General features: G+C 39.6%; 17 protein-coding genes. 10 read left to right on the top strand and 7 right to left on the bottom strand.

Going from position 1 to position 13831, the window contains the following annotated elements:
- Window positions 1-65 precede the first annotated feature (65 nt).
- From ACQ2HE_RS09130 to ACQ2HE_RS09090, 9 genes are all read left to right on the top strand, one after another.
- A complete protein-coding gene (locus tag ACQ2HE_RS09130; RefSeq protein ID WP_430902438.1) occupies window positions 66-1196 on the top strand; it encodes a hypothetical protein in 1131 nt (376 codons plus the stop codon).
- Window positions 1189-1587 carry an OmpA family protein gene (locus ACQ2HE_RS09125; protein ID WP_430902437.1) on the top strand — a complete coding sequence of 133 codons (399 nt, stop codon included), beginning with the start codon at window positions 1189-1191 and terminating at the stop codon, window positions 1585-1587. The genes ACQ2HE_RS09130 and ACQ2HE_RS09125 overlap by 8 nt, the downstream gene beginning before the upstream one ends.
- Window positions 1588-1723: 136 nt before the next feature.
- A complete protein-coding gene (locus ACQ2HE_RS09120) occupies window positions 1724-2539 on the top strand; it encodes an outer membrane protein assembly factor BamD (protein WP_430898361.1) in 816 nt (271 codons plus the stop codon).
- On the top strand, window positions 2514-2855 hold the full coding sequence (locus tag ACQ2HE_RS09115; protein ID WP_430898363.1) for a DNA-directed RNA polymerase subunit omega: 342 nt from the start codon (window positions 2514-2516) through the stop codon (window positions 2853-2855). The genes ACQ2HE_RS09120 and ACQ2HE_RS09115 overlap by 26 nt, the downstream gene beginning before the upstream one ends.
- Before the next feature lie 88 nt (window positions 2856-2943).
- On the top strand, window positions 2944-4137 hold the full coding sequence (gene coaBC / locus ACQ2HE_RS09110; protein WP_430898365.1) for a bifunctional phosphopantothenoylcysteine decarboxylase/phosphopantothenate--cysteine ligase CoaBC: 1194 nt from the start codon (window positions 2944-2946) through the stop codon (window positions 4135-4137).
- Entirely contained in the window at window positions 4138-5061 is a 924-nt protein-coding gene (gene porD / locus ACQ2HE_RS09105; RefSeq protein ID WP_430898367.1) for a type IX secretion system protein PorD, read from the top strand.
- Window positions 5058-5435: a DUF4296 domain-containing protein gene (locus ACQ2HE_RS09100; RefSeq protein ID WP_430898369.1), complete on the top strand. Its 378-nt coding sequence runs from the start codon at window positions 5058-5060 to the stop codon at window positions 5433-5435. The genes porD and ACQ2HE_RS09100 overlap by 4 nt, the downstream gene beginning before the upstream one ends.
- A gap of 23 nt (window positions 5436-5458) precedes the next feature.
- Window positions 5459-6151 (top strand): CoA transferase subunit A, encoded by a 693-nt coding sequence (locus tag ACQ2HE_RS09095; protein WP_430898371.1) that lies wholly within the window; start codon window positions 5459-5461, stop codon window positions 6149-6151.
- 22 nt (window positions 6152-6173) lie between these two features.
- The gene (locus ACQ2HE_RS09090) at window positions 6174-6839 is read left to right on the top strand and encodes a 3-oxoacid CoA-transferase subunit B (RefSeq protein WP_430898373.1); all 666 of its coding nucleotides are present in this window, start codon (window positions 6174-6176) and stop codon (window positions 6837-6839) included.
- Here the strand turns inward: ACQ2HE_RS09090 and ACQ2HE_RS09085 are convergent.
- The 5 genes from ACQ2HE_RS09085 to ACQ2HE_RS09065 all read right to left on the bottom strand — a co-directional run bounded on the left by ACQ2HE_RS09085 (window position 6836) and on the right by ACQ2HE_RS09065 (window position 10252).
- Window positions 6836-7501 (bottom strand): hypothetical protein, encoded by a 666-nt coding sequence (locus ACQ2HE_RS09085; RefSeq protein WP_430898375.1) that lies wholly within the window; start codon window positions 7499-7501, stop codon window positions 6836-6838. The two genes, ACQ2HE_RS09090 and ACQ2HE_RS09085, sit on opposite strands and share 4 nt — an antisense overlap.
- Before the next feature lie 49 nt (window positions 7502-7550).
- Window positions 7551-8213 carry a response regulator transcription factor gene (locus ACQ2HE_RS09080; protein WP_430898377.1) on the bottom strand — a complete coding sequence of 221 codons (663 nt, stop codon included), beginning with the start codon at window positions 8211-8213 and terminating at the stop codon, window positions 7551-7553.
- Between the two features lie 65 nt (window positions 8214-8278).
- A complete protein-coding gene (locus tag ACQ2HE_RS09075; RefSeq protein WP_430898379.1) occupies window positions 8279-9115 on the bottom strand; it encodes a sensor histidine kinase in 837 nt (278 codons plus the stop codon).
- Window positions 9116-9134: 19 nt separating this feature from the next.
- On the bottom strand, window positions 9135-9695 hold the full coding sequence (locus ACQ2HE_RS09070; protein WP_430898381.1) for a hypothetical protein: 561 nt from the start codon (window positions 9693-9695) through the stop codon (window positions 9135-9137).
- A gap of 173 nt (window positions 9696-9868) precedes the next feature.
- On the bottom strand, window positions 9869-10252 hold the full coding sequence (locus ACQ2HE_RS09065; protein ID WP_430898383.1) for a hypothetical protein: 384 nt from the start codon (window positions 10250-10252) through the stop codon (window positions 9869-9871).
- Window positions 10253-10913: 661 nt separating this feature from the next.
- On the opposite strand from ACQ2HE_RS09065, the gene ACQ2HE_RS09060 reads away from it, so the two are divergent.
- A complete protein-coding gene (locus ACQ2HE_RS09060) occupies window positions 10914-11573 on the top strand; it encodes a response regulator (RefSeq protein ID WP_430898385.1) in 660 nt (219 codons plus the stop codon).
- A 77-nt stretch (window positions 11574-11650) separates the two neighbouring features.
- Here ACQ2HE_RS09060 and ACQ2HE_RS09055 read toward each other — a convergent pair whose 3' ends face one another.
- Both ACQ2HE_RS09055 and ACQ2HE_RS09050 read right to left on the bottom strand, forming a co-directional pair.
- Complete coding sequence (locus ACQ2HE_RS09055) at window positions 11651-12298, bottom strand: response regulator (protein WP_430898387.1); 648 nt, start codon at window positions 12296-12298, stop codon at window positions 11651-11653.
- Window positions 12295-13074, bottom strand: coding sequence for a sensor histidine kinase (locus ACQ2HE_RS09050; protein ID WP_430898389.1), 780 nt, complete (start codon window positions 13072-13074; stop codon window positions 12295-12297). Before ACQ2HE_RS09050 ends, ACQ2HE_RS09055 begins: the two co-directional genes overlap by 4 nt.
- Window positions 13075-13831: the final 757 nt, after the last annotated feature.

The raw sequence follows: 13831 nt of genomic DNA, 5'->3' as shown, positions 1-13831 counted from the left end.
CAATTTATAAATTTGCACCAACTTAGGTTTTTAGGCAATCTTAATCCTTCATATAAAAAACAGTTATGGCAAGTAAAAAGTTTTCGATTTTATTAGGGGTACTTTGCCTGTCAGCATCAGGTGCTTTCGCCCAAATTGGCGGTAGCTACGATGTACAGGACTCCTCCGTAATCCCTTCCAAGAGGTTACCTCAACACACAGAATTTATGGCGCACAACTACGCCTTCCCTGCTCTTCCAAGAAATCAGTGGGAATTAGGTCTTAAGTTGGGTGCATTCTCCGTTTCAGGCGACGTAAGAAGCCGTTTCCCAGGGTTTGGTGCAGGTTTGCACGTTCGTAAAGCCCTCGGATATGTATTTTCATTAAGAGGTGAATTAGCGTACGGAACCACTAAAGGTTTGAACTTCAGCCCTTCATACGGCTACAGAAGAAACCCGGCCTGGTATCCTACTTATAATGCTACTGTTCCTGTATACTACAACTACAAAACCAGTGTTTGGGATTTGAGTTTACAAGGGGTAGTAACCATGAATAATATTCGTTTCCACAAATCGAAGACCGGATTTAATATCTATGGTTTCGGTGGTATCGGTGGTTCTATCTACGATACTAAGATCGATGCATTGAATGCTCAAGGAAACCCTTACGATTTTTCTACCATCCCTGGTGGTGGTTACAGCAACCGTAAGAACATCCGTAAAGCATTGAAAAACTTAATGGATGGTAACTACGAAACACAAGCTGAAACTGACCCCTTACAACCAAAATTGTTTGGTAAGTCATTCAAGCCAGCATTCGTTTCTGGTGCCGGTATCCAAATTAAATTGAACAAGAAATTGAGCTTGGCGTTGGAAGATCGCTTTACTGTAATCAAAACTGACTTGTTAGATGGTCAGCAATGGCAAGAAGGTGATGTGAACGCTCCTGCACAAACAAGAGATTTCGATTCATACAACTTCCTTTCTGCCGGTTTAAACATCGCAGTAGGTGGTAAATCAGTTGAACCTTTGTGGTGGGTAAATCCTTTGGATTATGCTTACAACGAAATCAACAAGCCTCGTCACATGCAACTTCCTAAGCCAGTATTGGATGATAAAGATGGTGACGGTGTAACTGACCAGTTCGATAACGAACCTAATACTCCTGCAGGTGCTCCTGTTGACTCTCACGGTGTAAGCCGCGATAATCATGGCTAAATTAGAAAGCGGTGAATACGGAAAAAAACAAAAATGTGATATCGGTGCATTACCTAGCATCACATTCAAAGGCAAAACTGTAACACTGTCTAATGATGCAAAAGCTTTGTTGGCAAGCGTAGCTCAGAAAATGAAGCAAAGTGCAGATTGTAAAGTAGCTGTAGTAGGTTACTGCAATTCTAGCAAAGCTGAACAACAATTGAGCTGGGATCGCGTGAACGCAATCATCAACTACCTCGTTGAAAAAGAAGGAATCAGCGATAGTCGTTTTGTGTTCAAGTTCGGTCAGGAAGGTGGCGACTGCAACACTGTTGACCTGCAAGATGGTACCGGTGAAGAAGGTCCTAACACAGTTCCTGCTCCACACCCCAACTTACGTCGCAAAGGTTAATTCCTAACTGTTTTTAGCATATATAAGAACCCTCCCCTTGCCGGGAGGGTTTTTACTTTATATTAACGCTCTGATTTTGGACATCTTAGGGAATCCTTCCATTTTTGCCCACAATCCCTTAACTTTGTGCTCCTTTATGAGATTTTTAACCATCCTCGCATTTGTAGTTTTTGGCCTCACTTCCTGTACCGAATTTTCGAAAGTGCAGAAGAGTACGGATTATGATTATAAACTCCGTATGGCCGATAAATACTATGTAAACAAGAAATACAATTACGCTCAGCAGTTGTACGAGGAGTTATTCCCTCTTTTGAAGGGCCAGCCTCAATTTGAGGATGTGTTTTATAAGTTCGCGTACTGCTCTTATTATTTAAAGGATTGGCTTCAAGCTGAAAGCTTGTTCAAGCAGTTCACAGAAGTGTTTCCAACCAGTATTCGTGCGGAGGAAATGGAGTACATGAGAGCTTATACGTATTACCGCCAGAGCCCCAAGCAAGAACTGGATCAAACCAATACGGCAAAAACCATAGGTTTGATGCAAACTTTCATCAATACGCACCCCGCCTCTACAAGAAACAAAGAAGCCAACGAGATCATCGATCTTTGCCGTGCTAAATTGGAACTGAAAGAATTCAAGAGTGCGGAATTGTATTACAATTTGGGACATTACCGCGCAGCTGCGATCGCTTTTTCGAGCCTCATGGAGAAATTCCCTGATTCGGAGAAAAGCGAAGATTACAAGCTTCAGGTGATCCGTGCCTATTATTTGTTTGCCAGCAATAGTATAGATGAGAAAAAATTAGCTAGATTTGAGCAAGTAGTGAATGAATGCAACGATTTTACCGATCGTTTCCCCGATAGCAAACTAATTAAAGAAGTAGAGCGTTATTTGAATCAATCACAAAACAATATTAAAGCCATACAAAATGAGCCGGTTACGAAGACAAATTAGTGCCAATACAGCCAATGTGGCTGAAACAAAAGACCTCAACGTTATTAAGGGTAAAACTGGTAACGTATACGAGTCTATTTCGATCATCGCTAGAAGAGCGAACCAGATCAACGTTACGTTGAAAGAAGAATTACACAATAAGTTGGAAGAATTCGCAAGCCATACCGATAGCTTGGAAGAAATCCACGAAAACAAAGAGCAAATTGAGATTTCAAGAGCTTATGAGCGTATGCCAAACCCAGCATTATTGGCTACTCAAGAGTTTTTGGAAGACAAGATCTATCACCGCAAAAACGAAGAAGATCTTTTCAGTTAATTCTTTCTGAAATGTATTGCAAGCGACAATGATCATCATTGTCGCTTTTTATTTTTATACCCTGACATCAAACCACTAATTTTATTCCATGAAGTTTCAAGGGAAGAAAATATTGATCGGTATTTCCGGAAGTATTGCTGCCTACAAGATCATATTATTAGTTCGCGCTCTTGTAAAAGAGGGGGCAGAGGTAAAAATTGTAATGACCAAGGCCGCTGCAGATTTTGTTTCTCCTTTAACCCTTTCTACACTGTCTAAAAATCAGGTTGTAACGGAGCTTTTCTCTGATGCGGCATGGTCGAATCATGTGATGATGGGGCGTTGGGCCGATGTGATGTTGGTAGCGCCTTTGAGCTGTAATACCCTCGCAAAAATGGCTTCCGGGCTCTGCGATAATATGTTAATGGCAACCTATTTGTCGGCTACTTGTCCGGTTTGTGTGGCTCCTGCCATGGACGAGGACATGTGGCACCATCCAACTACCAAGCAGAATTTGAATAAACTAGAATCCTTTGGAAACGCCATTATTCCTGTTGGAAAAGGCGAATTGGCCAGTGGTTTGCATGGAGAAGGTCGAATGGCTGAACCCGAACAAATAATGGAATTTATCTACAATCGATATTTTGGGGAGAAAGACTTGGCGGGTAAGAAGGTGTTGATCACTGCCGGACCCACTTATGAATCCATTGATCCTGTGCGTTTCATTGGCAATCATTCCTCCGGAAAAATGGGCATCGCTATAGCCGATGAAATGAGTAGAAGGGGAGCCGAAGTAACATTGGTGTTAGGGCCTAGTTCGCACAAGCCTCGTGAGGCATCAGTAAAAGTTCTGGCGGTTCGTTCGGCGGAGGAAATGTACCAGGCCTGTGTGGGAAGGTTTGAAGGTGTAGATATCGCCGTAATGTCGGCAGCTGTAGCTGATTACACTCCAGAAGAAGTGTCAGAAGAGAAAATTAAAAAGAAAGAGGGTAATTTAACGCTAACGCTCAAGAAGACAAAAGATATTTTAAAGTCATTAGGAGGCTTAAAGAAGCCCAGTCAGGTTTTGGTAGGGTTTGCTTTGGAAACAACCAATGAACGCGCCTATGCGCAGGAAAAGCTGGTTTCCAAGAACTGTGACCTCATTGTCCTGAATTCCCTGAATGATTCAGGCGCGGGATTTGGTCATGATACCAATAAGATCACCATCTTTGCAAAAAACGGCGCTGAATGGACCTACGAGCAGAAATCGAAGCAACAAGTAGCCGTTGATATCGTTGATAGAATTGTAAACATCCAATAAATGAGAATCCGATTTTTGATCGTATTGTTGATGAGCTTTGGCTTGACTGCCTCATTGCAGGCCCAGGAATTGAATGCCCGCGTAGCAGTGAATGCTTCGTTGATTAGCTCACAAACGGACAAGAAAGTATTTCAGACCCTTCAAACAACCCTGAACACTTTTTTGAACAACCGTAAATGGACCAATGATACCTACCAGCCTCAGGAAAAAATCAATTGTAATTTTCTGATCACCATCAAAAAAACGGTGGCCGACAATGTATACAGTGGCACATTGGTGGTTCAAGCGGCTCGTCCCATTTTCAATTCCAGTTACCAATCGCCTCTCATTAATTTTCAAGACGAATCGTTTACATTCAAATATGTAGAATACCAGCCGGTGGAGTTCAATGAGAATCGCGTATCTGGCTCCGATCCACAAGTATCGAACCTGTCTGCAACTTTGGCGTATTATGTATATCTATTGTTAGGGCTCGACTATGATTCGTTCTCGTCAAGAGGTGGAGATCTGTTTTTTCAAAAGGCTCAGCAAATCGTAAACAATGCTCCTGATGGCAGAGACATAACGGGTTGGAAGCCATTTGACAGTCAGCGCAACCGGTATTGGTTAGCCGAAAATTTAGCCAATAATAAGTATGCATTGATTCATGATATCATTTATGGATATTATCGTTTGGGTTTGGACATGATGTATGAAAACGAAGAGGAAGGACGCAATGCCTTGCTTAATGTGGTGAACTTGATCAATACTTTAAACACCGATAATCCGAATTCGATGATCGTACCTTTCTTCTTTCAAGGAAAGGCAACGGAGATCGTAAAAGCATTGAAGAAAGCGGATCCTGAAGCAAAAACCAGGGCGAGAGACATTTTAGCAAAGATTGATATAACCAATTCGAATCTGTATAAACAAGAATTAAAGTGAGACTAGGCCTTGTAATGATGGTATTATTGTTGATCGCTTGTGGCGAATCTAAAGAAGTTCCTAAGGATGTAATTCCTCAGGAAAAAATGCAATTGATTTTGTGGGATATGATTTTAGCCGACCGGTATTCCAATCAATTTCTGATAAAGGACACCGCAAAACTGGATTTGAAATTGGAAACATTTAAGCTTTACGACGAAGTGTTTCAGGTACATCAGATCGATAAAGAACGTTTTGTAAAGAGTTATAAATTTTATTTGTCGCGCCCCGATTTGTTAAAAGCCATGTTCGATACTTTATCGGTGCGTGCGAATAAAGAGAAGGAAACGCTGTACAAGCCAACTCCTTCAACGCCGGCCCCAAAGCCGCAATAGAAACGAATTAAAGCTTGCTTGTTATGAATAAAGTAGTGTTGAACGCCGCTGCTGCCATCGCCGATATCAAAGACGGCGATACCTTGATGCTCGGAGGCTTTGGTCTCTGTGGTATTCCGGAAACTAGTATTGCAGCACTTGTTGAGAAAGGCGTAAAGAATTTGACTTGTATCTCCAATAATGCCGGAGTCGACGATTTTGGATTGGGTCTTCTCCTCCAAACCCGGCAAATCAAAAAAATGATGAGTTCATATGTGGGTGAGAATGCTGAATTCGAGCGTCAGTTGTTGAGCGGTGAATTAGAAGTAGATTTAATTCCGCAAGGAACTCTTGCCACCCGCATTCAAATGGCGGGAATGGGTATCCCCGCTTTCTTTACTCCTGCCGGCTATGGAACAGAAATAGCTGAGGGCAAAGAAGTACGCGAGTTCAATGGAAAACATTATTTGATGGAAATGGCGCTGCATGCCGATTTCGCGATCGTAAAAGCCTGGAAAGGTGATACCATGGGCAACCTTGTGTTTCGAAAATCGACCCGCAACTTTTCAACCTCAATGGCAAAGGCTGGCACCATCACCATTGCTGAAGTGGAAGATTTGGTAGCGCCGGGAGAACTCGATCCCGATCAAATTCATGTGGCCGGGATTTATGTTCACCGCATTTTCAAAGGCGGTCCTTATGAAAAGCGCATTGAGCGCAAAACGGTAAAAAAATAATGTTTACTTCAAATTGAATGGTATGTCGCTCGATAAATTTCAAATAGCACAACGGATTTCTCAAGAGTTAAAAGATGGAATGTATGTGAACTTAGGTATTGGTATTCCCACTCTTGTTGCGAATTATGTTCCTACCGGAATGAGTGTAGTGTTTCAAAGTGAAAATGGGATTTTGGGTACGGGACCCTATCCTGTTGAATCGGAAGTAGATCCTGATTTGATCAACGCCGGAAAAGAAACGGTAACGGTATTACCCGGTGGTGTGTTTTTTGATAGTGCAGAAAGCTTTGGAATGATCCGTGCAGGCAAGGTAGATTTAACGGTACTAGGCGCGATGGAAGTTTCAGAAAACGGAGATATTGCCAATTGGAAAATTCCGGGTAAGATGGTAAAGGGTATGGGCGGAGCCATGGATCTCGTAGCCAGTGCCAAAAATATCATAGTGGCGATGATGCATACCAATCCGGCAGGAGCTTCAAAATTACTCCCCAATTGTAGTTTGCCACTTACTGGTGTGCGTTGTGTAAAGCGCATTGTGTCGGATTTGGCGGTAATGGATGTTTTGCCCAATGGGGCCGGGTTTCTATTGGTTGAAAGGGCTCCCGGAATCAGTATAGAATACATTCAAGAAAAGACATTGGGAAAGTTAACTGTACCTGCAACAGTTCCAGAGATGCGGTTTGCTTAATTCAATTCGTTGGTATCGGGTTTGCTCCAAACTCCAATCACAAATAAGATCCATTGTAATAAGTACGACAGCCCTATTACATAGGTAAAGCTTTCTTGTATTTGAGGAAAGTTAGGATAGCTGAAATACAAAGCAGCATACACCAGCAGCATCAAATGATGGCAAAGTGCTCCCATTGAAATCCAAAACCAAGATTGTTGGAAGGGGAAGAAATAGCGTTCCTTGATGGCTTTCGCCCAAGTGATGAGAACCCCTGCAATTACAAGTCCGGAAACAATGAGGTAAATTCCCGGAATGTTCAATTTTTCCGGAGCAGCCCAAGTGAGCGTCAGAAAAAAAGAAAGCACCATGGCAAGTATGGTTTGATACAATGCGCCGGCTATTTTAAAGTTCCAATGCAAGCGTAAGGTAAGAGCAGTAAGAAATGCTCCGGTAATATAGAAATGTGTGTTGGTGGAATTTAATGTCCAATTATACTGCTGCTTAAATCCCAGTAAAAAAAAGGGCAGTAAGATGGTATAAAGTGAGAGGGCGAAAAAGAGCCAGGTACTCATTGGTTTCTTGGGTTGACGCAATAGCAAACCCGTAACGGCAAATACCGCCAATAGAGACGCAATGAGATGAACGAACAGAAATGATATGAAACCGGTTGTATCAGTCATATAAAACAAAACCGGTTCTTCAGGGGTTGGACGCGCCGCTAAGGTACTATTAATCGATCAGATTATTCTTCACTACATAGAACACCAATCCAGCGGTGTTTTTAGCCCCAAATCGCTCCATTAGGCGGTCTTTGATGGCTTCCACAGTACGTGGGCTAACATCCAATTTTTGCGCAATTTCTTGAGCTGTGAATTCCATACAAATGTATTTCATTACATCTCTTTCACGATCGGAAAGGGCCGTATCTGTAGTGAGGGTAGGTGCGGTACGTTGACGGGAGTGTGATTTTTTCAACAAGATTCGGTTAACGAAATTGTTGAGGTAATAGCCTTTGGCCTTTACTTCCATGATGGCCTTTTTGATTTCTGCCGGGTCGGCGCTTTTCAACAAATATCCATTGGCACCAATTTCCATCATGTGACTTACGAAGCGCTCGTCTTCATGCATGGTGAGGGCAATGATATGAATATCGGGGTATTGTTTGGCAACGAACTTAGTAGTTTCTATACCGTCTTTAACGGGCATGCGTAAGTCCATGAGAATTACCTCCGGTTTATCCTCTTCCGGTGCGGTTGCGAGTTGGTCGATCAGTTCTTGACCGTTCTCTGCTTCCATTATGAATTTCAAGTTGGCGTACTGTCTTAGCGACAGGATTACCCCCTTGCGGAAAATTTTGTGGTCGTCGGCGATAGCAACTTTAATTGGTCCCATGGTAAACGATATTGGAAAATAAAAGTACTGAATCTCAACTAGTTAATTGACAGGGAACTGTCAATTTATTTTGCCGGTATTCCGTCTTCTATTCTTGGTACTTCAATGGTCACTTTATAATAGGTTTGAGAAGCATCTTTTTCGAAAAAGATTTTCCCGTGTAAAAGTTTGAGTCGGCTTTGAATGTTTTTAAGTCCTAACCCATTTGCGCTTTTGTTCAATCGGTCGAAATCTTCTTGTGTGAGGCCTTTTCCATCGTGGTGCATTCTCACGTAAAGTTTATCGCCGCTAATGTTTTGGGTAAGGTGGATAAAGCTGGAATTACTGTGTTTCAGGATGTTGTTGATCAATTCTTGGATTACACGGAAAACGATCAATTCGTCTTCGGGGTCCATGCGGGTGCGGTAATCGTGGAATCTGCAACTAGCGTTCATGCTGCCGGAGGCGCTGATTTTTTGGAACAGGTCGTTCACGGCACTCTCTAAACCGAAGTTTTTGAGGGTGGGAGGCATCAAGCTATGGGAGATATTGCGGATCAGTTGGATGGTATCATCGATGATCTGCTTGGCATTGTAAATATTTTGGAGCTGGGTTGTTTTGTCGAGGTTTACCAGGTTTTCGTTCAGGTAGAGTCGGGCGGTAGCCAACAGCGGACCGGCGTCGTCGTGCAGATCGGCTGCGAGGCGTTGGCGTTCTTCTTCCTGGAGGCGGATAGAGGCATTGAGGAACATTTTTTGCTGATCTTGCTCCATTTTTTGGAGTTGGAGCTGATAGCGAATGACTTTCCGCTGGTGGAAGATGATGAAAACGATGAGTCCGATTGTGAGCACGAGCATTCCCACGGTACCGAAAAGGAGTACCAGCGAGGTGGAGCTTGTTGTACCGGTTTGTAAAAAGTACATGTTTAGGGTGCTTACGGGTTTAAGTTAGGTTTTGGTTAAACGGAATTTCTTCTTCTTTGGTGCCTCGGGCTTGTAAATAAACGGCTACACCGAACAATAAATTTTTCAGGATATTGAAAAAATAGTTGATCGCCCAGTAATCTACCAGTTCTTTTTCTGAAAGATTCATCGAATAGAGAAAAATAAAGAAAGTACCAGATAGATATATCAAAATACTTGTTACCACCCAGAAATTAGGAGTCGAGTATATAAATAGATTTACTGGGTTTTTTATTTGCTCAAAATAAAACATTACACAGAGTGGCATTATTACTAGGGCTTGAGAAACAACAGGTATTGTGTCAAGATTTGCACCATACTTGGGCAAAAAGAACCAATTAACTATGCAAACGGGGATAAAGATAAAAATGGCAAAAAGTGCGACTTTTGTAGATATTGGAGATTTAAGCGCCTTACTTAAGAAAAAGGCGAAGGATGAAAATTCAATAACTGTAAAAATACTTAGGAGTAGGTTTGTAATGTTTTGCGCATTCTCACCTTTTAAGAATGTACTTGATGCAGTCAATAAAATATCAATCAAAAAAGCAAGTATAGAATACAAAAAAATAACCACCAGTTGACTGTTTTTTTTGTCTTTTAACAATAAAAACAGCACCAGTGGTAATAATGGGCTAATTAAGCTAATATTTTGGAGAAACTTATCTATTTTGTTGATTTTCTCAAAAATAGCTAAGTTTCAATAATATACAAAAATTAGTCGTTTGTTACGCCCCAATCATCAGCGTCAATTCCTTCTGTTCTAATAGGCTTAATTCTGTCAGCAACGATACCTTTTGTTGTTTCGAACTCACCTGTAGTGGTTACAGAAGTAACTGTGATGATAGCAGATTCGTTGGCGTCTACACCAACATAAACGAGCGTTTTTTGACCTAGCTCGTTATAAGCGTTGTAGAAACGGATGCCTACGCAACCGGGTTGAGCCAAAATTTGCTCGAGGATGTTTCTTCCGATCAAATAAGCGCTTACGTCGGTAGGATTAGCGTCTTGATAAGCCTTAACCATTTGCTTACCTAAATCCAAACCAATTTCTTCACCAATTGCAGCGATGTTTTGGGTTTTGATGGTAGTCTGTGTCATATAAAATTCTTTTTTGAAGAGGTTTTTAGCACCGAATTCAGAGTAAAAGACCACCAAAAAAAAAATCTGGACAATACCTAAAACCTTGATAAAAAGGCGTAATTTGGACGAAACTTAGATCAGACGTAGCTTTTCGGTGATTTTTATCGTAAACCTACTAGGTAAAAATACGTAGTTGTACGCTAAAAAATTAGTAAAAATACGGTGAAATATTCGTAGACTTACGATGAAAAACTACGATTTTTTGAAGTTTATGCACAAGTGTGAATAAACCTGAAAAAGCCGGGTAGTTGGAATTTGGAGGAAATACGGAAAAAGGCAATTTTTCGAGTAAAAACACGTTAATGGCCTATAATTTGAAGTACAAGGATTTCAAAACGGGGAAGAAGAAGTTGACTGATAGTGGATCTCTCTGATGGTCTTTCTTAGGATTTTTGGAAACTTTTTACTGGACGGTATTCAGGACATTGGATGATTTGGAGAGGTTGCATACCTACATCAATCAACTTCTAGACAAAAGTACCGGTTGTTGAAAGTAAGAACAAGAGCGCATTTGCTCGATTTTGTAGATAGGGAATTAAGAAAGCAATTTCGTATAACTACGAATTCAAACTCGAAAAAAAACGAAGGATTATCAAACCTATAAAAGAACCGCTGCAATATGAGTACAGAAATGGTGATAAAAGTAGCCCTTGCCGATGATCATAAGATTTTTCGCGATGGAATAAAAATGGCGCTCAAAGGAAAAGAGTACTTGAAATTGTTATGGGAGGCCGAAGATGGAAAGGATCTGATGCATAAAATGCAGTTGAAGAAACCCGATGTACTGTTAATGGATATCAGGATGCCGGAGGTAGATGGAATCAACGCCATTGGTATCTTGAGAAAAGAATACGACGATCTTAAAATCATTGTGTTAACGATGTACGACGATCAAGAGATGATTAGTAAGATGTTGGAGCTTGGAGCCAATGCATACCTCACTAAAACCTCTGATCCGGATGAAATATACCAGGCAATTCTCACTTGCATGAATGATGATTTTTATTTCAATGATCTCGTAAACAAGGCAGTGCTGAGCAAATTGCAAACAAAGAAGCAGGTTCGTCAATTTTACCCCAATCCGGTAAAATTCTCTGAAAAGGAAATCCGCATATTAAAGTTATTGGCTGAAGATAAAACCACCGAAGAGATATCGAAAGAAGTGTTTTTAAGTCCTCGAACAGTTGAAACCATTCGTCAAAACATGAAAACCAAAGTCGGCGCCAAAACCATCGCTGGTTTGATTATGTATGGTATGAGGAATAAGTTGATAGATTAAGTTTATTAGATAGTATTTTTTGTGAAGCCAGATACCTTTTTGGGGTTATTCTGTGTACGGGTTGAATAATTCAATATCTAAATATGGACTAGACCGTTTTTGATAGCAAAAAGAGCTAAGCCTACTCTGCTTTTTACTTCAAGTTTTTCAAATAGTTGATCTCGCATGTGATCTACATTACGAAGTGTAATTCCCAATGTGATAGAGATTTCTTTATAAGTTTGATCCGTTGCAGTTTGTTGCAAAAAAGTAACTTCTTCCTCCGATAGGATTGTTTTGTTGAATATGTCTTCTTTATTAAGTCGAAATATTGTTGCGAGTCTATTGATAGATGAATTTGTGTAGTAATATCCAATTTCATTTACATGAATTAGTGCTTGTTTTAATTCAGTTGGATGAATGTCTTTTCTCAAAAAGCCTCTTATTCCTGATCTTAATAGTCTAATAAGGGCGGCCTCAGCATCATACATTGTTAGCATTACTATCTTAATATCTGGGTAATTAGAATTCAACCATTTGGATGTATCGTAACCGTCTAATTCAGGCATGTTAAGATCCAATATGATAATATCTGGTAAACTGTTAGATTTAATACTTTTAATAAGTTCTTTACCATTTGAAGCTTCTATGATAACCTTAAAGTCCCCAAAGTTATTAATAAGATTTACTAATGCAATTCTTAGTAATTGGTGGTCATCAACGAGAGCAATTTTTATTGGAGTCATGGTTTCTTAATTTTAAAGAATGTTATATTTTCATTTTCGGTAACTAAAGATTCCAATTGAGAATCTAATAACTTCAAGCGATGTCGGATATTAATCAATCCTGATGTGTTTATCTTTGGGGTACTATGTTTAATTGGATCTCCATTGTCGACAATTGATACTTGCATACATTCTGCTGAATACTCTAATAGGATTATTATTTTTTTCGTTTGAGAGTATTTGATTAAATTATTTAACAGCTCTTGAATAACCCTAATAATAGCAATTGAAAAGTCGTTCGAGATTTGAAAAGGCGTGCCGATTACATCATATTCAACTCGTTTTGATGTAAGTCTGTTTATTCTCGAGACTTCATTTTCAACAGAGTGATGGAGACCAAATTCACTAATTAAATCACTATTGATTCCCATAGAAATTTCTTTTAACTCTTTAATGGCATCGGTGATTGTCTGTTCAATATTGGCGAAATCGTTCATGACGTTAGGCGGCAGCTTACTTACTGTGCTATTTAAGGTTAGCTTCGCTAATGTTAGAGTAAGTCCAACCCTGTCATGTAACTCTTTTCCGACGTAATTCAAGGTGCTTTCTTGAGCATGAACTTCCGATTCTGACAGTTTATATTCATAAACAGCACTAATCAATTTGTCTTTTTCTATTTGCGTGATTCTTTGTTTTCTTGATTTGTTAAATGCGCTTAAGAAAAAAATAAATAGGATTAGGAAAGCAAAGGTTGAAGCGATTATAGCTGTATAGATATATTGAACCGAGTCTTGCATTTTAATGTATGAATTACTGTTATAAGAAATAATAAATAAGAGAAGTCATTGATTGAATATAATGTAAAGAATACTTCTTTGTTGAAGTTGAAAAGAAAGTCATGAAGCGAGTATAATGGAATCGTTATTGTATACATAAAAATGTTTGCCACGAAATATAAAGTTTTAAAATCTTGTATAAGATTGATATTCCGTAATTCATCATTTCCAAAGTAAAGCACTAATGCAGACAGCGTTACGATTATTACTGATTGAATTGTATATAAAAGCGTAAAGTCTGTGGTTTGACTTGAATTGAAAAAATTGAATATGATATATAAGATTTGAAAAATACTAACTAAAAGTGGAATATTCTTGTGTTTTTTTAAAGCAAGAACTGACCTAACTATCAGAGTAAATGAAATTATTTCGAATAATAGATATAAATAGATACTTAAAATAAATAGTGGAGTCAATCTATTCAGAAAGGATACTTCAAGTGATGGTAAAAAAGAGAGAGAGCACTGAATAGCCCCAGCAATCATTGTCATTACTAATGGTTTAAAGTATCCAAGCTTTTTGAAATGCTTGATCATAAATACAGTTGCATATATGTAAGTTAATAGCATTATAAATGCAGTTACATCTTTTAACAAGTAATACATTCTCTGATAAGTTTTGGTACCTAAAATTTCAAACTTCTCGTTGGATAGAAAAAATATTTTATACGTTTTTTTGTGTTTTTTTTCTCCTAATTCCATGGTGTTTTCCTCATGGT

Origin of the sequence: Endoryza foliicola (assembly GCF_050589245.1) — a bacterium.
Lineage (GTDB): Bacteria > Bacteroidota > Bacteroidia > Chitinophagales > Chitinophagaceae > Endoryza > Endoryza foliicola.
This window is presented reverse-complemented; position numbering and strand designations above follow the sequence as displayed.

What these genes read in the sequence shown, in the direction of transcription:
- ACQ2HE_RS09115 (WP_430898363.1), top strand. Translation starts at nt 2,514, where the DNA reads ATGAGCCGGTTACGAAGACAAATTAGTGCCAATACAGCCAATGTGGCT.
- ACQ2HE_RS09065 (WP_430898383.1), bottom strand. Translation starts at nt 10,252, where the DNA reads ATGACACAGACTACCATCAAAACCCAAAACATCGCTGCAATTGGTGAA.
- ACQ2HE_RS09095 (WP_430898371.1), top strand. Translation starts at nt 5,459, where the DNA reads ATGAATAAAGTAGTGTTGAACGCCGCTGCTGCCATCGCCGATATCAAA.
- ACQ2HE_RS09085 (WP_430898375.1), bottom strand. Translation starts at nt 7,501, where the DNA reads ATGACTGATACAACCGGTTTCATATCATTTCTGTTCGTTCATCTCATT.
- ACQ2HE_RS09075 (WP_430898379.1), bottom strand. Translation starts at nt 9,115, where the DNA reads ATGTACTTTTTACAAACCGGTACAACAAGCTCCACCTCGCTGGTACTC.
- ACQ2HE_RS09090 (WP_430898373.1), top strand. Translation starts at nt 6,174, where the DNA reads ATGTCGCTCGATAAATTTCAAATAGCACAACGGATTTCTCAAGAGTTA.
- ACQ2HE_RS09055 (WP_430898387.1), bottom strand. Translation starts at nt 12,298, where the DNA reads ATGACTCCAATAAAAATTGCTCTCGTTGATGACCACCAATTACTAAGA.
- ACQ2HE_RS09050 (WP_430898389.1), bottom strand. Translation starts at nt 13,074, where the DNA reads ATGCAAGACTCGGTTCAATATATCTATACAGCTATAATCGCTTCAACC.
- coaBC (WP_430898365.1), top strand. Translation starts at nt 2,944, where the DNA reads ATGAAGTTTCAAGGGAAGAAAATATTGATCGGTATTTCCGGAAGTATT.
- ACQ2HE_RS09130 (WP_430902438.1), top strand. Translation starts at nt 66, where the DNA reads ATGGCAAGTAAAAAGTTTTCGATTTTATTAGGGGTACTTTGCCTGTCA.
- ACQ2HE_RS09080 (WP_430898377.1), bottom strand. Translation starts at nt 8,213, where the DNA reads ATGGGACCAATTAAAGTTGCTATCGCCGACGACCACAAAATTTTCCGC.
- porD (WP_430898367.1), top strand. Translation starts at nt 4,138, where the DNA reads ATGAGAATCCGATTTTTGATCGTATTGTTGATGAGCTTTGGCTTGACT.
- ACQ2HE_RS09125 (WP_430902437.1), top strand. Translation starts at nt 1,189, where the DNA reads ATGGCTAAATTAGAAAGCGGTGAATACGGAAAAAAACAAAAATGTGAT.
- ACQ2HE_RS09120 (WP_430898361.1), top strand. Translation starts at nt 1,724, where the DNA reads ATGAGATTTTTAACCATCCTCGCATTTGTAGTTTTTGGCCTCACTTCC.
- ACQ2HE_RS09060 (WP_430898385.1), top strand. Translation starts at nt 10,914, where the DNA reads ATGAGTACAGAAATGGTGATAAAAGTAGCCCTTGCCGATGATCATAAG.